Genomic DNA, 19,398 nt, shown 5'->3' with positions numbered 1-19,398 from the left:
TATTACCTTTGCTGCTATTCTACGACCACTCATTTTCTACCCCTTATTTTTATGAGGTTATTCTGTGGATCACTTACCCATATTCTGCCAGTTGCGCCAGCGTGATTGTTTACTGGTTGGCGGCGGGGATGTCGCCGAACGCAAGGCCCGTCTGCTGCTGGATGCTGGCGCAAACGTCACGGTCAATGCGCTCGACTTTACCCCTCAGTTTCATGTGTGGGCCGATTCACAGATGCTAACCCTGGTGCAGGGGGAGTTTATCCCCTCGCTGCTGGACAACTGCTGGCTGGCCATCGCCGCTACCGATAATGAGTCGGTGAACCAGCAGGTCAGCGACGCGGCCGAAGCGCGGCGTATCTTCTGTAACGTGGTGGATGCCCCGCGCCAGGCCAGCTTTATCATGCCGTCCATCATCGACCGCTCGCCGCTGATGGTCGCCGTCTCCTCGGGCGGGACATCCCCGGTGCTGGCGCGCCTGTTGCGCGAGAAGCTGGAGTCAGTCTTACCCCTGCATCTTGGCCAGCTGGCCCGCTACGCCGGCCATCTGCGCGCGCGCGTGAAGCAGCAGTTTGCCACCGTAGGCGAACGCCGCCGCTTCTGGGAGAAGCTGTTCGTTAACGACCGGCTGGCGCAGTCGCTGGCCAATGACGATCGGCAGGCGGTGGCGGATACCACCGAGCAGCTGCTGACCGAGCCGTTAGAGCATCGCGGCGAGGTCGTCCTGGTTGGCGCCGGCCCTGGTGACGCCGGGCTGCTCACGCTCAAGGGCCTGCAGCAGATCCAGCAGGCCGACGTGGTGGTCTATGACCGGCTGGTCTCCGACGACATTATGAATCTGGTGCGCCGCGATGCCGACCGGGTGTTCGTCGGCAAGCGCTCAGGCTATCACTGCGTGCCGCAGGAGGAGATCAACCAGATCCTGCTGCGCGAAGCGCAAAAAGGAAGACGCGTGGTCCGGCTGAAAGGCGGCGATCCCTTTATCTTTGGCCGCGGCGGAGAGGAGCTGGAGACCCTCTGCGAGGCGGGGATCCCCTTCTCGGTTGTGCCCGGCATCACCGCCGCCTCCGGCTGCTCCGCCTACTCGGGGATCCCGTTGACCCATCGCGATTTCGCCCAGGGCGTCCGCCTGGTCACCGGCCATCTGAAAACCGGCGGCGAGCTGGACTGGGCGAACCTGGCGGTGGAGAAGCAGACCCTGGTGTTCTACATGGGTCTGAACCAGGCGCCGGCGATCCGCGAGAAGCTTATCGCCCACGGCATGGCGGAAGATATGCCTGCCGCCATCGTCGAGAACGGCACCGCCGTGACGCAAAAAGTGGTCAGCGGCACCTTAGGACAGCTGGATATTCTGGCGCAGCAGATGGCCAGCCCGGCGCTGATCATTGTCGGCCGCGTGGTCGGTCTGCGGGATAAACTGAACTGGTTTTCGAACCATTAACCTTCGCCTGACGGCGTGAACGACAGGCATAAAAAAGGGCGGGATAATCCCGCCCTTTTTAGCTGTTGCATCGCTTACGGCTTGGCGACAAAGCCAATCGCTTCGTATACCGCTTTCAGGGTTTGAGAAGCCCGCGCGCTGGCCTTTTCTGCGCCGTCCTTCATCACCTGATTGAGAAACGCTTCGTCGTTACGGAAACGGTGATAGCGCTCCTGCAGGTCAATCAGCATGCCCGATACCGCTTCGGCGACTTCGCCTTTCAGGTGGCCATACATTTTGCCTTCGAAATGCTGCTCCAGCTCAGGAATGGTTTTCCCGGTGACCGCGGAGAGGATATCCAGCAGGTTGGAGACGCCCGCTTTCTCTTTCAGGTCGTAGCGCACCACCGGCGGCTCGTCGGAGTCGGTGACCGCACGTTTGATCTTCTTGACCACCGATTTCGGGTCTTCCAGCAGGCCGATGACGTTGTTGCGGTTGTCGTCGGACTTGGACATCTTTTTCGTCGGCTCCAGCAGCGACATCACGCGCGCGCCGGATTTAGGGATAAACGGCTCAGGCACTTTAAAAATATCGCCGTAGATGGCGTTAAAACGCTGGGCGATATCGCGGCTCAGTTCAAGGTGCTGTTTCTGATCTTCGCCCACCGGAACCTGGTTGGTCTGGTACAGCAGAATGTCAGCGGCCATCAGTACCGGATAATCAAACAGACCGGCGTTGATGTTCTCCGCGTAGCGCGCGGACTTGTCTTTAAACTGGGTCATGCGGCTCAGTTCGCCGAAATAGGTGTAGCAGTTCAGCGCCCAGCCTAACTGGGCATGTTCCGGCACGTGAGACTGAACGAAAATAGTGCTTTTCTGCGGGTCGATGCCGCAGGCCAGATACAGCGCCAGGGTGTCCAGCGTCGCCTTACGCAGCTGCTGCGGATCCTGGCGCACGGTGATGGCGTGCTGGTCCACGATGCAATAGATGCAGTGGTAATCGTCCTGCATGTTTACCCACTGACGCAGCGCACCCATGTAGTTGCCAATGGTCAGTTCACCTGAGGGCTGTGCGCCACTAAAAACGATGGGCTTAGTCATGTTTCAATTCCTGAGTTTCACTGTGCGGTAACCCGAGAGCGGGTAAGAGTTCATTAAACTGGTCGAAGAGATAGTCCGGCTCGCTCAGCGCAAGCGGTTCGCCATAGTTATAGCCGTAGGTCAGGCCAACAGAGCAGCAGCCTGCCGCTTTGGCCGCCTGAATATCATTACGTGAATCGCCGACGAACAGCAGCGCCTCCGGCGTCAGGCCGAGCTTTTGCGCCACCAGCAGCAGCGGTTCCGGATGCGGCTTTTTGTTCCGTACGTCATCGCCGCCGATCACCACGGTAAAGTATTTCGCAATATCGAGCGCGTCCAGCAGCGGGGCGACGAACGGCGTCGGCTTATTGGTCACCAGCGCCAGCGGCAGGCCTTTGGCCTGCAGCGCGCCGAGCGTATCGGCCACTGCCGGAAACAGGAAACTGCCCTCTTCCGCCGCTTCGGCGTAATAGCGGTCAAACAGTTTACGCAAAATGCGCAGCTGTTCGTCTTGCGGAATATCATGATCGTCGACGGAAGGCTTGCCCATCGCCGCACGTAACGTTGCACGCTCCTGGCGAGCCCAGGTCAGCGCCCGCTCCATCAGAACATCGGCCCCGTTGCCGATCCAGGTCACGACGCGTTCTTCTCCCGCCACCGGCAGCTCCAGGGCGTAGAGGGCGTTATCAACGGCGGCGGTCAGACCCGGCGCGCTGTCCACCAGCGTGCCGTCGAGATCAAACGCGATGCCGCGGATCGCCTGTAATTTATCCATGACTTACCTTCGCTAATTCATTACGCATGTGATCAATGACTTTCTTGTAGTCCGGCTGGCCGAAGATCGCCGAACCGGCAACGAACATATCCGCGCCCGCCGCGGCAATTTCGCCGATATTGCTCGCTTTCACTCCGCCATCCACTTCCAGGCGAATGTCGTAGCCGGACGCATCGATGCGCTGGCGCACTTCACGCAGTTTATCCAGCGTCTGCGGAATAAAGGACTGGCCGCCAAAGCCCGGGTTAACCGACATCAGCAGGATCACGTCCAGCTTATCCATCACGTAATCGAGATAGCTCAGCGGCGTCGCGGGGTTAAACACCAGGCCCGCTTTGCAGCCGTGCTCTTTGATAAGCTGCAGGCTGCGGTCGACGTGTTCGGAGGCTTCCGGGTGGAAGGTGATGATGCTGGCGCCAGCTTCGGCAAAATCAGGAATGATGCGGTCGACCGGCTTCACCATCAGGTGGACGTCGATCGGCGCGGTAATACCGTAGTTACGCAGCGACTTCAGCACCATCGGGCCAATCGTCAGGTTCGGCACGTAGTGGTTGTCCATGACGTCGAAGTGCACGACATCCGCACCCGCCGCCAGCGCCTTCGCGGTATCCTCACCCAGACGGGCAAAATCAGCCGACAGAATCGAAGGGGCAATCAAATACTGCTTCATCCGCATCTCCTTGAAATTTATTTGGTCTTAGGCGGACGGTAGAGCGCTAAGAGCTCGTCCACCTTTTTACGCGTACCACCGTTGCTGCTGATGCTGCGCCGAACCTTCACAATATGCGTTTCTGCCGCGTTTTTATACCACTCCTGCGTCAACGGCGTGCGGTGGTTGGAAATCAGCACCGGGATCCGTTTCTTCATCAGCGATTCCGCCTTTTGCGCCAGCAGCACCTGTTGCTCCAGGTTGAAACTGTTGGTGTGGTAGGCGGTAAAGTTCGCCGTCGCCGTCAACGGCGCATAGGGCGGATCGCAATACACCACCGTGCGGCTATCCGCACGCTGCATGCACTCTTCATAAGATTCGCAGTAAAACTCAGCGTTTTGCGCCTTGTCGGCAAAATGATAGAGCTCAGCCTCGGGGAAATAGGGCTTCTTATAGCGGCCAAACGGCACATTGAATTCGCCGCGCAAATTGTAGCGACACAGGCCGTTGTAGCCGTGACGGTTCAGATACAGGAACAGCACCGCGCGACGCAGCGGATCCTGGCTCTGGTTGAATTCATCACGGTACTGGTAGTAGCGCTCAGCGACGTTGTTTTCCGGGGTAAACATCTCGCGGGCGGCAGCGACATACTCGTCGGTGCGCAATTTGACGATGTTGTACAGGCCGATTAAATCACTGTTGATATCCGCGAGGATATAACGAGAAAAGTCGGTATTGAGAAATACCGACCCGGCGCCCACAAAGGGCTCGATTAAGCACTCACCTTCCGGCAAATGCTTTTTAATATCGTCAAGCAGGGGGTACTTCCCCCCTGCCCACTTTAGAAAAGCGCGATTCTTTTTCATGCTGCCTAACTAATTACACATTCTCCGGCTGTGGAGAAAGCTCCGACAGCATCCTGCGCTTAAGACTACCCCACGGCATTATTTCAGATCAGCCTGAACCTGATGCAGTGGTTTTGCCCATGGATTTTTCGCCTGCACGTCCGGCGGCAGCGAGGTGACCGCGCGTTTCGCTTCATCTTTCGATGAATAGATACCGCTCACCAGCACGTACCACGGTTGGCCGTTACGCGACGTTTCATAGACAACATATCTGTCCAGCTTCTCTTTCTTCGCCCAGTTATTCAGGTTTTCATAGTTAGAGGAGCTGCTGAGCTGCAGGGTATAGTTACCCGACGGCGCAGATTTCATCGAGCTGACGTCACCTGCCGTTTTACCGCTCTTCGCCGCCGGCGCTGCCGCGGCTGCCGTTGCGGCTGGCGCTGCGGTCGTCGCGGTCGTGGCTGGTTTGCTCTGCGCGGTGGCTGCCGGTTTACTTTCGCTGACGGTCGTTTTCGCCGGAGCGGTAGTGGCCGCGCTTTCAACATGCTTCGGCTGGACCGGTTTCGTTTCTACCGGCGCTTTCGTCACCGCCTGTGGTTTCGGCTGCGGCTTCGCTTCGATGACGGTGTGCTTACGCTCCGCCGGACGCGGCGTTGCCGCCGTCTGACGTTCGGTCGTCTGGCGCGGCGCCGCGGCGCCACTGGCGCCATTACGGATCGGCGCGACGGTTGCCGGTTCAGTTGGCAGCGTCGAGTTAGCTACGGCGCCGTCCAGCTGGCCCTGCTGCTGGGTCAGCGCGTTATTCAGATCGCCCTGAACTTCAACACGCTGCTGGCCCTGCGGCTCTGCCGCTGCCTGGCCCTGGGTCGGGTTCGCGGCAATAGGCGGTACCGTGACGTCCTGCTGTGTGGTGGTATTGGCGGCTGTCTGATCCTGGCCGGCAGCTGGCGTGCTGGCGGACTGGTCGTCAGACAGATTAATGCTCTTCTCGCCGGAAGCGGTCTGCTGGCTGGACGAAGATGGCGATTTCAGCGCGGAACCGATACCTACGATTAACAGCAACAGCACCAGAATCCCCACGCCCATCATGATGTACTGGCGGGAAGCGGGTTTCGCCGGCGCTTTTTTACGCTTACGCGGACGACGCTCTACAGGCTGCTCTTCGAGCATCTCCTCATCTTCCGCATCCAGTTCTTCTTCGAACTCTTCCTCTTCACGCTCACGACGGGCCTTGCCGGCGCGCGTCGGACGGCCTTCATCGGCATCAAGATCGACATCGTCAAAATTGATCTGCGGATCGGCATCACGCTCGGAAGACTGACGGGAACGACCAGCACGACGATCGTTGCGATCGGCTTTCATATCGTCTTCTGGTTTGAAATCATCCATTTAACACCCCACTAAAAGGCTTATGCTCACGATTATTGCACATCACCCGAAATGATAACGCCGCGCGAACGCGGCCAGACCTTCTTATTGTTGCGCCTGCTGAGTATCAGCAATCGCGCCAAGAACCACATCATGCGGCACTCCGCCGCGCAGCTCGCTGCTTCCTATTGCGAGCGGGAGCACCAGCCGCATTTCGCCAGCCAGTACTTTCTTATCGCGCATCATATGGGGCAAATACGCCTGCGCACTCATTTCCTGCGGGCCGCGTACCGGTAAACCTGCACGCTTGAGCAGATCGATAAGGCGCTGAGTATCCTGCGCGCGGAACTGCCCCAGCCGCTCGGACGTATGCGCCGCCATCACCATACCTGCCGCCACCGCTTCGCCGTGCAGCCAGTTACCGTAGCCCATTTCAGCCTCGATAGCATGGCCGAAGGTATGTCCAAGATTGAGTAAAGCACGTAACCCGGTTTCACGCTCGTCGGCAGCCACAACTTCCGCTTTCAGCTCACAGCAACGGCGAATGCAGTACGCCATGGCCTTTTCATCCAGCGCCAGCAGGGCATCAATGTTGTTTTCCAGCCAGTTGAAGAATGCGCCGTCGAGGATCACCCCATACTTGATGACCTCAGCCAGTCCGGAAGCGAGTTCGCGCTTCGGAAGCGTCTTCAGACAGTTAAGATCAACCACCACGGAAACCGGCTGCCAGAAGGCGCCAATCATGTTTTTGCCGAGAGGGTGGTTCACTGCGGTTTTGCCGCCGACCGACGAGTCGACCTGCGACAGCAAGGTGGTAGGGACCTGGATAAAACGCACGCCGCGCTGATAGCTTGCCGCGGCGAAACCGGTTAAATCACCGATAACACCGCCGCCGAGCGCCACCAGCGTGGTGTCGCGGCCATGGGGTTTTTGTAACAGCGCGGTAAATACGGTATCCATCACCGCCAGGCTTTTATACTGCTCGCCGTCGGGCAGGATCACGCTGTCAACGTTGACCCCTGCCTGCTCCAGCGCAGAGCGGACGGTATCCAGATAAAGCGGCGCCAGCGTTTCGTTGGTGACCAGCATAGCCTGGTCGCCCGACTTGAGTGGCAGGAAGGAAGCTGGATCGTTAAACAAACCAGCCGCGATGGTAATCGGGTAACTACGTTCCCCGAGGGTAACAGTAAGCCTCTCCATAACGCGACATCCACCTCAATGACTTTTACTCTGACGCACTTTTATTAAGCCAGAATCAGTTGCTTTCCAGCATATGAATAATCTGGTTCGCGACGACTTTCGCACTCTGATCGTCTGTGCGGATAGTCACATCGGCGATCTCTTCATACAGCGGATTACGCTCGTCAGCCAGCGCTTCCAGTACTTCACGAGGCGGCGCATCGACTTGTAGCAAAGGACGCTTTTTATCGCGCTGCGTACGGGCCAACTGCTTCTCGATCGTTGTTTCCAGGTAGACCACCACGCCGCGGGCGGAGAGACGGTTACGCGTTTCACGGGATTTTACAGAGCCGCCGCCAGTCGCCAGCACAATCCCCTGTTTTTCCGTCAACTCATTGATAATTTTTTCTTCACGGTCGCGGAAGCCTTCTTCGCCTTCAACATCGAAGACCCAGCCCACATCAGCGCCAGTGCGTTTCTCAATCTCTTGATCAGAATCGTAAAATTCCATGTTGAGCTGTTGGGCTAACTGGCGCCCAATAGTGCTTTTGCCGGCACCCATAGGCCCAACCAGAAAGATATTGCGTTTCTCTGCCATTTTTTCGGTACTACTAAGACTATTCGTTAATGATAAACCCGCTTCGCAGACACCCAGCGCCGCAGGGCATGAACTGAAACCTCATATGCAATAGAGCGAGAGTCAGACTAAAAATTATCTCAATACTCCGGCTGGTTTGGCAACTGAATAAAATCGCCGGACAATAAAGGGAGGATTGATGTCGTACCCGACTCTCAAATCGGTACCCCTTGTATGCTAAATCCGTCCTCACGTCAAACACCTGAAACGTGTTTAGCATGAAAAACCTGCTTAACGTACTGCCAGAATCCGTGGCGTAATAAAGACAACCAGTTCACGGCGTTCATTATCTTTCCCGTCGCGGCGAAACAGACGCCCCAGCACCGGGATATCGCCAAGCAGCGGGACGCTGTCGCGGGCGGTTTTGTTTTTCTGCGAAAAGATGCCGCCCAACGCCAGGGTCTCGCCGCTGCGGACTTCCACCAGGGTCTCGATCTCCTGTTTATCAATAGCCAGCGCCTCGCCGTTATCCTGCTTCAGCACCTGGCCTGGCGTGTTCTCGCTTATTCGCAGCTTCAACCGCACTCTCCCCTGCTGCAGCACCGTCGGCGTCACCTCCATGCCCAGCACCGCCTCTTTAAACTCCACCGACGTGGCGCCGCTTTCACCGCTGGAGACCTGATAGGGGATCTCGCTCCCCTGCTTGATACTGGCGGGCTGCATATGGGAGGCGAGCAAACGAGGACTGGCGATAATTTCGACCTGCTGCTTACGCTCCAGCGCGGAAAGCTCCAGCTCAAGCAAGCGCCCGTTAATTTTGCCGATGTTAAAGCCTGCGCGGGTGCTGGCATCGTTGACCGACACATCGCTGCTTAGGGTGGTGATGTGCCCGGATCCCGGGGTGCTTTCAGCCTCCGCCAGCCGCCACTTCACCCCCAGTTCACGCAGGCTGGTTTCGCTCATCGACACGATATGGGCGGCCAGCTCCACCTGTCCGACCGGCAGATCCATCTCCTGCGCCCAGGCCTTCAGCGCCGGCAGATGCCGCGCATCATCGCGGATCAGCAGCCGATTGGTCCGCTTGTCCGCCATCAGGTTTCCCCGGGCGCTAAGCAACTTACCGCCGCTTTTAGCCAACTCCTCGGCATCGGCATAGTGCAGCGTCACGCTCTCCGCCAGCAGCGGCAGGTTCTGCAGACGTTTCGCCTGTTCAGCTTCGCGCTGCGCCAGATTGGCCTTTTGCCAGGCCTGCGTATGCGCGTAGATGACCGTCCCCTGCTGTTGCAAAGAGAGACCTGCGCTATCCGCCACTGCCCGCAGCGCCTGGGTCCAGGGGACCTTCTGCAGGCGCAGGGAGAGCGTGCCGCTGACGTCCGGTGCGACAACGAGGTTCTTATGGTTCATTTCGGCCAGGGCTTGCAGCACCTGGGCCACTGGCGCGTCGTCAACGACCAGCGAAACCGGCTTGTCATTTCGCGCGGCGACCACCGCCAGCGGTAGCAGCAGAAGCAGCAGGCTTATCCATCGCATCATCTTGTTTTCCTTCACGTTGCCAGCGCCACGCTGGAGGTTCACATCCCGGGGGCGTGACGATGTCCAGCTCGCCGGCCGTCAGCCGACTCACCCGCCAGCCCGTAGGCAATTGCTCATCCAGGCGTACCCGTCGCCACATACCGCTTCCGTCCTGCAAAAACCCCGTCCAGCCTGCGCCATCGCCGGCCGCGCCGCCATAGCGCCATTGCGACAGCTGCGCCGTGCGGCAAGGATCTTCAACCGGCAGGAAAGGATCGCGCCCGGCCGCCAGCAGCGACAGCGGCAACCACAGCAAAATCCAGCATTTACCGCCCATCTTCCGCCTCCAGCTGCAGCCGCATGCGCAGCGCCTGCCCCTCGCGCTCCAGCGAGAACGAACGCGGGTTCATCCCGCAGCGCGCCAGCCATGAGAACAGGGCGGGTACCGTCGGCCAGGGGAGAGCCAGCGCCATCTCACCGCCGCTCCCCTGCGGATGCCAGGCGATTAGCTTCGCGCCGGCGAGCGGAATGGCGATGGGCGAGAACGGCTGCTTGTCGATGCGTTCCCCGGAACTTTCACCGGCGGGGATGCGCAGCGCCATGATCCGCCGCCACTGCGTTTGCAGAGCGCCATCGCGGGACAGCGCCGCCAGCGGCGGGCGGGCATCGCGCCAGAGCGCCACGCCGCCCCCCATCAGCCCCATCGCGAGCAAGATCAACAGCCCCGCCCGGGTGCGCCGGGTGTTAATCCGCATCGGCGCGCGCTCCCGACAGGGTAAAACTGAACCGCCAGCGCCCCTCGGCGTCGCGCTGCGTTCCGCCGGCTTTAGCCGGCGCGAATCCCGCGACGCTGGCCAGAGCAGCCTCCACCCGGGCCAGCGCCTGCAGGTTGAGGGCCAGACCATCCAGCGTCAGGCGCGCCCCCTGGTACTCCAGCCGCGTCAGCCATGCCTGAGCGGGCAGGCCTGCCGCGAGCGCCATTAGTCGGGGTTGCCAGGCGGCGATCGTCGATCTGCGCTGGCGCTGCTCGCGCTGGCGTTGATGCTGCTGCCATGCCTCGCGCATCGCCTGTTCGCGCTGTTTGAGCGAGGCGAGCAACGCTGCGTCGGCTGTCGTGTGGATCCTCGCCAGGGCGTCGCGCTGTAGACCCGCTGTTCGTCCCGCCTGCAGGGTCGTCCCCACCAGCAGCACGATACCGGTGGCTAACAACAGGGCGTAGCGCAGGCGCTGGCGGCGACGCAGGTCACGCCAGGGGAGAAGATTAACGACATACGTCATGGCGCCCACCTCCCAGCGCCAGCCCAAGGGCAATGGCGTAGCGATCGCCGTCGGCTGGCAGCGGAGGCTGCCGGCGGTGAACCACCTGCCAGACATCAAAACGACTGGCCTCGTCGCCCGCATCAGCGCACAGGCGCAAAGGAACCTGAAGTTGCCCCGCCAGCTGGCTTAAGGACCCTATCGCATCGCAGGCGTCACAGCCCCAGGCCTCCTGGGTCGCCCATAGCCAGTGCTTTTCATCCCGCCACGCCAGGCCTTGCTCTGCTGCCGTCACCCAGGGGAAAAAGGCGCCGAGCGCGCTGGCATCCGGTACGATGGCCGCCACCCGCAGCCGCAGCCGCCCTGCCAGCTCCCGCAGAACATTGATATCCAGCCGCTGCGCCGCCGTCACCTGCCAGCCGTCATCCCGCGAGGTGGGCGCATAATCAATACATAGAGAGGAGGCGGGCATCGCCAGCTGTTGGGTCATGGCGCTGGCTATCCACGTCGCCTGTTCCCGCTCTCGCAGGGCAAACTGGGGATAAGGCAGGCGTTTTTGCAGCGTGCGAGCCGCGGGAAAGGCGATACTGATCTGATGCTGCGCCGGTAGCTCCCGCCGCCAGGCGGCCAGCCGTGAGCCGAGGGCGCTAACGTCCGCCACCATCCCCTGCCGCACCAGACCTGGCGGCAGAGGAATGCGCCACCAGCGGCGCAGTGCCCAGTGTGAGCGCTCATGCAGTAGCGCGACAATGGCAATGCTATCCTGTTGGATATGCATTCCGATCCGCCAGTTTCTGAAAGCCATGCTTACGATCTCCTTATCCGGCAAAACTGTCCGGCTATATCAATGCACCTGGCTTGCCTTTATACTACCGCGCGTTTGTTTATAAACTGCCCAAATAAAACTAAATGGGAAAACACCGGTGAAGTTCGTAAAGTATCTATTGATCCTTGCAGTCTGTTGCGTACTGCTGGGAGCAGGCTCGATTTTTGGCCTCTACAAATACATAGAGCCGCAACTCCCCGACGTCGCAACCCTGAAGGATGTGCGTTTGCAGATCCCGATGCAGGTCTATAGCGCCGACGGTGAGCTTATTGCGCAGTACGGCGAAAAGCGCCGTATCCCTGTAACGTTGCAGCAAATTCCCCCCGAGCTGGTGAAAGCGTTTATCGCCACCGAAGACAGTCGTTTCTATGAGCATCACGGCGTCGATCCGGTGGGTATTTTCCGCGCCGCCAGCGTGGCGATGTTCTCAGGCCACGCCTCGCAGGGCGCCAGTACCATCACCCAGCAGTTAGCGCGTAACTTCTTCCTCAGCCCCGAGAAGACGTTGATGCGTAAGATTAAAGAGGCCTTTCTGGCCATCCGCATCGAGCAACTGCTGAACAAAGATGAAATCCTTGAGCTGTATCTGAACAAGATTTACCTCGGCTACCGCGCCTATGGCGTCGGCGCCGCGGCGCAGGTCTATTTTGGCAAACCTATCGACCAGCTGACCCTCAGCGAAATGGCGGTGATTGCCGGTCTGCCGAAAGCCCCGTCCACCTTTAACCCGCTCTATTCGATGGATCGCGCCACAGCCCGTCGCAACGTGGTGCTGTCGCGTATGCTGAGCGAGGGGTACATCACCCAGGCGCAATACGATGAAGCGCGCAGCGAACCCATCGACGCCAGCTACCACGCGCCGAAAATCGCCTTCTCAGCGCCTTATCTGAGCGAAATGGTGCGCCAGGAGATGGTGAATCGCTATGGCGAGCAGGCCTATGAAGATGGCTACCGGGTGTACACCACGATTACCCGCAAAAACCAGCAGGCGGCCCAGCAGGCGGTCCGCAATAACGTGCTGGATTACGATATGCGTCACGGCTACCGCGGCCCGGCCAGCGTGCTGTGGAAGGTCGGCGAAACGCCGTGGGAGGCGAAAAAGATCGTCGACGTCCTGAAGCGCCAGCCTGGCTTAGGCCCGCTTTCTCCTGCGGTGGTCACCTCCGCGAATGCCCAGGAGGCCGTCGCGCTGTTGGCTAACGGCGACTCCGTTTCACTGACGATGGACGGCGTGCGCTGGGCTCGTCGCTTTATCTCCGATACGCAGCAGGGAGCGACTCCGCGTAAAGTCAACGACGTCGTGCAGGCCGGGCAGCAGATCTGGGTTCGCAAAGTGGGTGACAGCTGGTGGCTGTCGCAGGTCCCGGACGTCAACTCGGCTCTGGTCTCCATTAACCCGCAAAACGGCGCGATTATTGCCCTTGTCGGTGGGTTTGACTTTAACCAGAGCAAGTTTAACCGCGCCACCCAGGCGCTGCGCCAGGTCGGCTCCAACATCAAGCCGTTCCTCTACACGGCTGCGATGGATAAAGGCTTAACTCTGGCCAGCATGCTCAACGATGTGCCAATCTCGCGCTGGGACGCCGGGGCCGGCTCCGACTGGCGGCCGAAAAACTCGCCGCCGCAGTATGCCGGTCCGATTCGTTTACGCCAGGGCCTGGGGCAGTCGAAAAACGTGGTAATGGTGCGCGCCATGCGCGCCATGGGCGTTGACTATGCCGCCGAGTACCTGCAGCGCTTTGGTTTCCCGGCGCAAAACATTGTCCACACCGAATCGCTGGCGCTGGGCTCCGCCTCCTTTACGCCTCTGCAGGTCGCCCGCGGGTATTCGGTGATGGCCAACGGCGGCTTCCTGGTCAACCCATTCTTTATCAGTAAGATTGAGAATGATCAGGGTGGGGTCCTCTTCGAGGAGCGCCCGAAAATCGCCTGCCCGCAGTGTGATTTACCGGTGATTTACGGCGATACGCCAAAATCCAATGTGCTGGAAAACAAAGATGTGGAAGATGTCGCCACCTCGACGGAACCGCAGAATGGCAACGTGCCGCCGCAGCCGCAGCTGGAGCAGGCCAATCAGTCACTGGTGGCGCAGAGCGGCGCCCAGGAATACGCGCCGCATGTGATCAATACCCCGCTGGCCTTCCTGATCAAGAGCGCGCTGAACAGCAACATCTTTGGCGAACCGGGCTGGATGGGAACCGGCTGGCGCGCCGGACGGGATCTGCAGCGGCATGACATCGGCGGCAAAACCGGAACCACCAACAGCTCGAAGGACGCCTGGTTCTCAGGCTACGGGCCAGGCGTGGTGACCTCGGTTTGGATCGGCTTTGACGATCATCGTCGCGATCTTGGCCGGACCACCGCGTCAGGGGCGATTAAAGATCAGATCTCCGGCTACGAAGGCGGCGCCAAAAGCGCCCAACCGGCCTGGGACAGCTTTATGAAGAGCGTGCTGGAAGGCGTTGCGGAAGAGCCGTTAACGCCGCCGCCGGGAATCGTCACGGTGAATATCGATCGCAGCACCGGTCAGCTGGCGAACGGGGGCAACAGCCGGGCGGAATACTTTATTGAGGGTACCCAGCCCACGCAGCAGGCGGTCCATGAGGTGGGCACCACCCTGACGGACGGCGGCGGTGAAACCCACGAGCTGTTCTGACAAAAAAAGCGCCTGCGGGCGCTTTTTTATTGCTGCTTAGCGTGAACGCTCGTTCAGAGTCTCCCCTGGGCCTGCAGCCATTCCCGTACTAAAAACAGCGCGCTGACGTTGCGGGCCTCGTTAAAATCTTCTTCATCCAGCAGCGACATCAGCTGCGCCAGCGGCCAGCGCACCTGCGGCAGCGGCTCGGGCTCATCGCCCGGCAGCGACTCCGGATAGAGATCTTCCGCCACCAGGATATTCATTTTGCTGGAGAAGTAAGAGGGAGCCATACTGAGCTTCTTCAGGAACGTCAGCTTATTGGCGCCGAAGCCAACCTCTTCTTTCAGCTCGCGATTGGCCGCTTCATCCACGGTTTCACCCGGATCAATCAGCCCTTTGGAGAAGCCCAGCTCGTAGGATTCCGTCCCGACGGCATACTCGCGAATCAAAATAATATGATCATCCACAATCGGCACAATCATTACCGCTTCGCGGGTGGAAGGCCGCATACGTTCATAAACACGACGCACACCGTTGCTGAATTCCAGATCGACGCTTTCGACATTAAAGAGGCGCGAACGGGCGACAGTTTCAACATTGAGAATGGTGGGTTTTTGTAATGATTTGCTCATTGTCATCGGTCTATGCTGTGATTAAGCAGTCATTGTGCGATACGCAACACGCTTTCGGCAATCCAAATCGCCACTTATTTACAGAGTTGTAACCTTTTCCCTGCAAAGGTGAAAGTAATAAAGATAAAAAAGTCAATAGCTTGAATTCTGTTTGAGAATTTACCGATTTCTGCGCTTTAACGTTTTTGGTAAGCTTATACACTGCTGCATGACATATTCACTACCCTGCAAGCAGGTGCGCCGCTAACACTGCAGCTTGACGTTAGTCTTCACGTTCACCGACGATTTCGTAAGAAAAATATAACTATGATGGGATGGGCATGGGCACCTTACTGATATTCCTTACAGCTCTGCTAATCTGCGTATTGCTCATTGGATGGTGGTATCGCACGCACGCCAGACGCCGCCGGCTCCCCCTACTGCACGCCTTTAGCGATGCCACCACGCGGCCGCTCCCTGCCGATGAGCGCCAGGCCATCGAAAAGTATCTTGCCGAACTGAGCCGCGCCCAGCAGGTGCCCGCGTCCGGCGCCACCAGCGCGCCCGTCGCTCTGGCGCTAAACGAACAGAGCGATACCGTCTATGGGTTGACGCGAGCCATCACCCGCTACGGGATCACCACCGACGCGCCGAATAAATGGCGCTATTTTCTCGATTCGGTGGAGGTACATCTGCCGCCGTTCTGGGAACAGCATATCAACGATGAAAACAGCGTTGAGCTGATCCCCACCGACAGCCTGCCGCTGGTTATCACCCTTAACGGTCATACCCTGAGCGACTATCGTCAGGAAGCGCAAAGCTACGCTCTGGAACGCGCCTCGGCCACCCAGGCCTCGATTCGCGGCGAAGAGAGCGAACAGGTAGAGCTGCGGCAGATCCGGCGGGAAAGCCCGGAAGAGCACGCCCTGAATCGCCCGGACGGTCTGCGGGAAGCGATCCTGATCGTCGCCTCTTTCCTGGTCTTTTATTTCAGCCTGATTGGGCCAGCCGTCTTTACCCCGTGGCTGGTAGCCGCCGGTTTGCTGCTGCTCGCCGCCGGCCTGTGGGGGATCTATGCCCCGCCGCGCCGCGCCGCGCTGCGCGAAATCCACTGCCTGCGCGGCGTCCCGAAGCGCTGGGGGCTGTTCGGCGAAAACGATCAGGAACATATCAATAATATCTCGCTGGGCATTATCGATCTCATCTATCCGCGCCACTGGCAGCCCTGGATCGCCCAGGACCTCGGACAGCAGACCGATATTGATATCTATCTCAACCGCCATGTGGCCCGTCAGGGACGCTACTTGTCGCTGCATGATGAAGTGAAAAATTTCCCGCTGCAGTACTGGCTGCGCAGCGCGATTATCGCCGCCGGCGCCCTGGTGGTGGTGATCATGCTATGGGCCAGCGTACCGCTGAATATGCCGTTTAAGTTCACCCTGTCGTGGCTGAAGGGGGCGCAGACGATTGAAGCCACGACCGTCAGCCAGCTGGAAAAGGCCCATGTGCGCATTGGCGATACGCTGCGCCTGACCGGTACCGGGATGTGCAACATCCGCACGCCGGGCAGTTGGACGGCCAAAGAGGATTCGCCGTTCCTGCCTTTCGATTGTTCGCAGATTGTGTGGAACGATGCCCCTCCTCTGCCGCTGCCGGAGTCTGACATTGTCAGCAAAGCGACCGCCCTGATGGAGTCCGTCCAGCGTCAGCTGCACCCGGAAACCGACGACGACTCCCGCGTCAGCCCGGCGCTGCGCTCCGCCATTCAAAAATCTGGCATGGTGCTGCTGGATGATTTCGGCGATATCGTTCAGAAAACTAACGATCTCTGTTCGGCTGCCGATGATTGCCTGCGCCTGAAGAACGCGCTGGTTAATCTCGGCAATACCCGTAACTGGGAGACGTTAACCAAGCGCGCGTCCGCCGGGAAACTGGATGGCGTGAACGTGCTCCTGCGGCCAGTCAGCGCCGAGTCGCTGGAGAATCTGGTGACCACCTCAACCGCCCCCTTTGTAATGCGTGAAACCTCGCGAGCGGCGCAGGCGCTCAACAGCCCGGCCCCGGGCGGCTTCCTTATCGCCAGCGACGAGGGCAGCGTGCTGGTCAATCAGCCGTGGCCGGCGGTAAGCCTGTATGATTACCCGGCGCATGAGCAGTGGGGCGAACTGCGGCAGCTGGCCGGTATGCTGATGCATACCCCCTTCCATGCCGAAGGGATCGTCACCAATCTGTTTACTGACGCCAACGGCACCCAGCATATCAACCTGCACCGCATTCCCGACCGCAGCGGCCTGTGGCGCTATCTGGGCATCACCCTGCTGCTGCTGTCGATGGTGGGATGCATGGCTTACCACGGCGTGCAGGCGCTGCGTCGTTATCAACGCCATCGCCAGCGTATGGAAGAGATTCAGAAATATTACGAAAGCTGCCTGAACCCGGTGCTGCTCCCCTCGTCTGACCCGCAAGATTAATTTCCCCGGCGGCAGGGTGTGATACCCTGTCGCTCATTTCCCGCTCGCTGGAGAGTCATCATGCATTTTGATATCGCCTGGCAGGAGGTCGATACCGTTCTGCTGGATATGGACGGCACGCTCCTGGATCTCGCTTTCGATAACTATTTCTGGCAAACGCTGGTGCCGGAAACCTGGGGGGCCGCCCGCGGCCTCAATCTGCAACAGGCGAAAGAGGCCATGCACCAGGAGTATCATGCCGTGCAGCATACGCTAAACTGGTACTGTCTGGATTACTGGAGCGAGCGCCTGGGTTTGGATATTTGTGCGATGACCAGCGAACAGGGTCCGCGCGCCGCGCTGCGTGAGGATACCGTGCCGTTCCTTGATGCGCTCAAGGCCAGCGGTAAGCGACGTATTCTGTTGACCAATGCCCATCCCCACAATCTGGCGGTGAAACTCAAACACACCGGCCTGGATGCGCACCTTGATTTATTACTTTCCACCCACACATTTGGTTATCCGAAAGAGGATCAGCGTCTGTGGCGCGCCGTGGCGGAGGAAACCGGCCTTGAGGCGCATAAAACGCTGTTTGTCGACGACAGCGAGGCGATTTTGGATGCCGCGAGGGAGTTTGGCATTCGCTACTGCCTGGGCATTACCAATCCCGACTCCGGGCTGGCGGAAAAGCAGTATCTGCGCCATCCGGGGCTGAATGATTACCGACGACTGATCCCTTCGCTTACCCCGAAGGAGAGGCGATGAAAGAGAAGCCTGCCGCAACCGTCAGACTGGATAAATGGCTTTGGGCCGCCCGCTTTTACAAGACCCGCGCGCTGGCGCGGGAGATGATTGAAGGCGGCAAGGTGCATTACAACGGACAACGCAGCAAACCAGGGAAAATCGTCGAACTGGACGCCATGCTGACGCTGCGTCAGGGCAACGACGAGCGGACGGTGCGCATCGTCGGTATCACCGAGCAGCGCCGCCCGGCAAGCGAAGCCGTCACCCTGTATGAAGAGACGGCGGAGAGTATCGAGAAGCGTGAAAAAATGGCCCTGGCGCGCAAAATGAACGCCCTGACCATGCCGCACCCTGACAGACGTCCGGACAAGAAAGAGCGCCGCGACCTGATGAGATTTAAACACGGCGAGAGTGAGTAACTCGCGCCAGAAAGAGAGATGATTATGACTCAACACGATCAATTACATCGTTATCTGTTTGAAAACTATGCCGTGCGCGGCGAGCTGGTGACGGTGTCGGAAACCCTGGAACAGATTCTGGCGAATCACACTTATCCCCAGCCGGTGAAAACGGTGCTGGCGGAGCTGCTGGTCGCCACCAGTCTGCTGACTGCGACCCTGAAGTTTGCCGGCGACATTACCGTGCAGCTGCAGGGCGATGGGCCTTTACAGCTGGCGGTGATCAACGGCAATAACCAGCAGCAGCTGCGCGGCGTCGCGCGCGTGCAGGGCGAGATTGCGGACGATGCGGATCTGAAAGCGATGGTCGGCAACGGTTATCTGGTCATTACCATCTCCCCGGAAGAGGGTGAGCGCTATCAGGGCGTGGTCGGTCTGGAAGGCGATACGCTGGCTGCCTGCCTGGAAGATTACTTCCAGCGTTCAGAGCAGCTGCCGACGCGCCTTATCATCCGCACCGGCGAACATGAAGGCCAGCCGATGGCGGGCGGGATGCTGCTGCAGGTGATGCCGGCCCAGGATGCCCAGACTGCCGACTTTGAGCACCTGGCGACGCTCACCGAGACCATCAAGGCGGAAGAGCTGTTCACCCTGCCGGCGAACGATGTGCTGTGGCGTCTGTACCATGAAGAAGAAGTCACGGTCTACGATCCGCAAAGCGTGGAGTTCAAGTGCACCTGCTCCCGCGAACGCTGCGCCGGCGCGCTGAAGACGCTGCCGGACGAAGAGATAGATAGCATCCTTGCCGATGAAGGCGAGATTGATATGCACTGCGACTACTGCGGTAACCACTATATCTTCAACGCCATGGACATCGCCGAGATCCGTAACAACGCCTCTCCGGCCGACCCGCAGGTCCATTAAACCTCACTTCTTCTTCAGGCACCGGGCGGCGATGTGGTTTGTCGCCCGGTGCCTGACTTTTATTTATTCACGAGTTGAATCGATTCTCGCTGAAAGTGTTACGTAATTTTATTCCAGGAAAGCGATTACATTCACATTTCAGCAGTTTT

At 59.2% G+C, this 19,398-nt stretch carries 19 protein-coding genes; 6 read left to right on the top strand and 13 right to left on the bottom strand.

Translation table 11 applies throughout. From position 1 onward, the window contains the following. Nucleotides 1-64 precede the first annotated feature (64 nt). On the top strand, nucleotides 65-1,438 hold the full coding sequence (gene cysG, locus ACOI7Z_RS14355; RefSeq protein ID WP_065883119.1) for a siroheme synthase CysG: 1,374 nt from the start codon (nucleotides 65-67) through the stop codon (nucleotides 1,436-1,438). A gap of 74 nt (nucleotides 1,439-1,512) precedes the next feature. On the opposite strand, the gene trpS is transcribed toward cysG, so the two are convergent. The 12 genes from trpS to ACOI7Z_RS14295 all read right to left on the bottom strand — a co-directional run bounded on the left by trpS (nucleotide 1,513) and on the right by ACOI7Z_RS14295 (nucleotide 11,463). After that, complete coding sequence (gene trpS / locus ACOI7Z_RS14350) at nucleotides 1,513-2,517, bottom strand: tryptophan--tRNA ligase (protein WP_002920253.1); 1,005 nt, start codon at nucleotides 2,515-2,517, stop codon at nucleotides 1,513-1,515. Further along, the gene (gph, locus tag ACOI7Z_RS14345) at nucleotides 2,510-3,271 is read right to left on the bottom strand and encodes a phosphoglycolate phosphatase (RefSeq protein ID WP_087848959.1); all 762 of its coding nucleotides are present in this window, start codon (nucleotides 3,269-3,271) and stop codon (nucleotides 2,510-2,512) included. Before gph ends, trpS begins: the two co-directional genes overlap by 8 nt. Further along, complete coding sequence (gene rpe / locus ACOI7Z_RS14340) at nucleotides 3,264-3,941, bottom strand: ribulose-phosphate 3-epimerase (protein ID WP_023291190.1); 678 nt, start codon at nucleotides 3,939-3,941, stop codon at nucleotides 3,264-3,266. The genes gph and rpe overlap by 8 nt, the downstream gene beginning before the upstream one ends. Before the next feature lie 17 nt (nucleotides 3,942-3,958). Next, entirely contained in the window at nucleotides 3,959-4,786 is an 828-nt protein-coding gene (dam, locus tag ACOI7Z_RS14335) for an adenine-specific DNA-methyltransferase (protein ID WP_004202178.1), read from the bottom strand. 78 nt (nucleotides 4,787-4,864) lie between these two features. Continuing rightward, the gene (gene damX, locus ACOI7Z_RS14330; RefSeq protein WP_087848958.1) at nucleotides 4,865-6,154 is read right to left on the bottom strand and encodes a cell division protein DamX; all 1,290 of its coding nucleotides are present in this window, start codon (nucleotides 6,152-6,154) and stop codon (nucleotides 4,865-4,867) included. Nucleotides 6,155-6,238: 84 nt separating this feature from the next. Continuing rightward, the gene (gene aroB, locus ACOI7Z_RS14325; RefSeq protein WP_087848957.1) at nucleotides 6,239-7,333 is read right to left on the bottom strand and encodes a 3-dehydroquinate synthase; all 1,095 of its coding nucleotides are present in this window, start codon (nucleotides 7,331-7,333) and stop codon (nucleotides 6,239-6,241) included. 55 nt (nucleotides 7,334-7,388) lie between these two features. Then, nucleotides 7,389-7,910, bottom strand: coding sequence for a shikimate kinase AroK (gene aroK / locus ACOI7Z_RS14320; RefSeq protein WP_002920267.1), 522 nt, complete (start codon nucleotides 7,908-7,910; stop codon nucleotides 7,389-7,391). A gap of 270 nt (nucleotides 7,911-8,180) precedes the next feature. Next, nucleotides 8,181-9,422, bottom strand: a complete 1,242-nt coding sequence (gene hofQ, locus ACOI7Z_RS14315) for a DNA uptake porin HofQ (protein ID WP_032429004.1) — start codon at nucleotides 9,420-9,422, stop codon at nucleotides 8,181-8,183. Beyond that, nucleotides 9,358-9,738 (bottom strand): HofP DNA utilization family protein, encoded by a 381-nt coding sequence (locus ACOI7Z_RS14310; RefSeq protein ID WP_023291194.1) that lies wholly within the window; start codon nucleotides 9,736-9,738, stop codon nucleotides 9,358-9,360. The genes hofQ and ACOI7Z_RS14310 overlap by 65 nt, the downstream gene beginning before the upstream one ends. Next, entirely contained in the window at nucleotides 9,728-10,156 is a 429-nt protein-coding gene (locus ACOI7Z_RS14305) for a pilus assembly protein PilO (RefSeq protein WP_087848956.1), read from the bottom strand. Before ACOI7Z_RS14305 ends, ACOI7Z_RS14310 begins: the two co-directional genes overlap by 11 nt. Further along, on the bottom strand, nucleotides 10,146-10,679 hold the full coding sequence (locus ACOI7Z_RS14300) for a PilN domain-containing protein (protein WP_065883126.1): 534 nt from the start codon (nucleotides 10,677-10,679) through the stop codon (nucleotides 10,146-10,148). Before ACOI7Z_RS14300 ends, ACOI7Z_RS14305 begins: the two co-directional genes overlap by 11 nt. Further along, complete coding sequence (locus tag ACOI7Z_RS14295) at nucleotides 10,663-11,463, bottom strand: pilus assembly protein (protein ID WP_065883129.1); 801 nt, start codon at nucleotides 11,461-11,463, stop codon at nucleotides 10,663-10,665. Before ACOI7Z_RS14295 ends, ACOI7Z_RS14300 begins: the two co-directional genes overlap by 17 nt. A 118-nt stretch (nucleotides 11,464-11,581) precedes the next feature. Between ACOI7Z_RS14295 and mrcA the strand changes: the two genes are divergently transcribed. After that, a complete protein-coding gene (gene mrcA / locus ACOI7Z_RS14290; RefSeq protein ID WP_087848955.1) occupies nucleotides 11,582-14,140 on the top strand; it encodes a peptidoglycan glycosyltransferase/peptidoglycan DD-transpeptidase MrcA in 2,559 nt (852 codons plus the stop codon). A gap of 53 nt (nucleotides 14,141-14,193) precedes the next feature. Here mrcA and nudE read toward each other — a convergent pair whose 3' ends face one another. Next, a complete protein-coding gene (nudE, locus tag ACOI7Z_RS14285) occupies nucleotides 14,194-14,754 on the bottom strand; it encodes an ADP compounds hydrolase NudE (protein ID WP_004202164.1) in 561 nt (186 codons plus the stop codon). Nucleotides 14,755-15,074: 320 nt separating this feature from the next. Between nudE and ACOI7Z_RS14280 the strand changes: the two genes are divergently transcribed. From ACOI7Z_RS14280 to hslO, 4 genes are read left to right on the top strand one after another with little or no spacing between them, the layout of a single operon-like run. After that, the gene (locus ACOI7Z_RS14280) at nucleotides 15,075-17,204 is read left to right on the top strand and encodes an intracellular growth attenuator family protein (RefSeq protein ID WP_420702314.1); all 2,130 of its coding nucleotides are present in this window, start codon (nucleotides 15,075-15,077) and stop codon (nucleotides 17,202-17,204) included. 60 nt (nucleotides 17,205-17,264) lie between these two features. Next, entirely contained in the window at nucleotides 17,265-17,948 is a 684-nt protein-coding gene (gene yrfG / locus ACOI7Z_RS14275) for a GMP/IMP nucleotidase (protein ID WP_087848953.1), read from the top strand. Further along, the gene (hslR, locus tag ACOI7Z_RS14270) at nucleotides 17,945-18,346 is read left to right on the top strand and encodes a ribosome-associated heat shock protein Hsp15 (RefSeq protein ID WP_065883138.1); all 402 of its coding nucleotides are present in this window, start codon (nucleotides 17,945-17,947) and stop codon (nucleotides 18,344-18,346) included. Before yrfG ends, hslR begins: the two co-directional genes overlap by 4 nt. Nucleotides 18,347-18,364: 18 nt before the next feature. Further along, complete coding sequence (gene hslO, locus ACOI7Z_RS14265; RefSeq protein ID WP_017899960.1) at nucleotides 18,365-19,249, top strand: Hsp33 family molecular chaperone HslO; 885 nt, start codon at nucleotides 18,365-18,367, stop codon at nucleotides 19,247-19,249. Nucleotides 19,250-19,398: the final 149 nt, after the last annotated feature.

This window comes from Klebsiella sp. C283 (assembly GCF_048822555.1).
GTDB classification, from domain to species: domain Bacteria; phylum Pseudomonadota; class Gammaproteobacteria; order Enterobacterales; family Enterobacteriaceae; genus Klebsiella; species Klebsiella quasipneumoniae.
This window is presented reverse-complemented; position numbering and strand designations above follow the sequence as displayed.

Bases quoted from the DNA above. Each gene is read 5' to 3' on its own strand.
- trpS (WP_002920253.1), bottom strand. From the start codon at position 2,517: ATGACTAAGCCCATCGTTTTTAGTGGCGCACAGCCCTCAGGTGAACTG.
- gph (WP_087848959.1), bottom strand. From the start codon at position 3,271: ATGGATAAATTACAGGCGATCCGCGGCATCGCGTTTGATCTCGACGGC.
- rpe (WP_023291190.1), bottom strand. From the start codon at position 3,941: ATGAAGCAGTATTTGATTGCCCCTTCGATTCTGTCGGCTGATTTTGCC.
- dam (WP_004202178.1), bottom strand. From the start codon at position 4,786: ATGAAAAAGAATCGCGCTTTTCTAAAGTGGGCAGGGGGGAAGTACCCC.
- damX (WP_087848958.1), bottom strand. From the start codon at position 6,154: ATGGATGATTTCAAACCAGAAGACGATATGAAAGCCGATCGCAACGAT.
- aroB (WP_087848957.1), bottom strand. From the start codon at position 7,333: ATGGAGAGGCTTACTGTTACCCTCGGGGAACGTAGTTACCCGATTACC.
- aroK (WP_002920267.1), bottom strand. From the start codon at position 7,910: ATGGCAGAGAAACGCAATATCTTTCTGGTTGGGCCTATGGGTGCCGGC.
- hofQ (WP_032429004.1), bottom strand. From the start codon at position 9,422: ATGATGCGATGGATAAGCCTGCTGCTTCTGCTGCTACCGCTGGCGGTG.
- ACOI7Z_RS14310 (WP_023291194.1), bottom strand. From the start codon at position 9,738: ATGGGCGGTAAATGCTGGATTTTGCTGTGGTTGCCGCTGTCGCTGCTG.
- ACOI7Z_RS14305 (WP_087848956.1), bottom strand. From the start codon at position 10,156: ATGCGGATTAACACCCGGCGCACCCGGGCGGGGCTGTTGATCTTGCTC.
- ACOI7Z_RS14300 (WP_065883126.1), bottom strand. From the start codon at position 10,679: ATGACGTATGTCGTTAATCTTCTCCCCTGGCGTGACCTGCGTCGCCGC.
- ACOI7Z_RS14295 (WP_065883129.1), bottom strand. From the start codon at position 11,463: ATGGCTTTCAGAAACTGGCGGATCGGAATGCATATCCAACAGGATAGC.
- nudE (WP_004202164.1), bottom strand. From the start codon at position 14,754: ATGAGCAAATCATTACAAAAACCCACCATTCTCAATGTTGAAACTGTC.
- ACOI7Z_RS14280 (WP_420702314.1), top strand. From the start codon at position 15,075: ATGGGCACCTTACTGATATTCCTTACAGCTCTGCTAATCTGCGTATTG.
- yrfG (WP_087848953.1), top strand. From the start codon at position 17,265: ATGCATTTTGATATCGCCTGGCAGGAGGTCGATACCGTTCTGCTGGAT.
- hslR (WP_065883138.1), top strand. From the start codon at position 17,945: ATGAAAGAGAAGCCTGCCGCAACCGTCAGACTGGATAAATGGCTTTGG.
- hslO (WP_017899960.1), top strand. From the start codon at position 18,365: ATGATTATGACTCAACACGATCAATTACATCGTTATCTGTTTGAAAAC.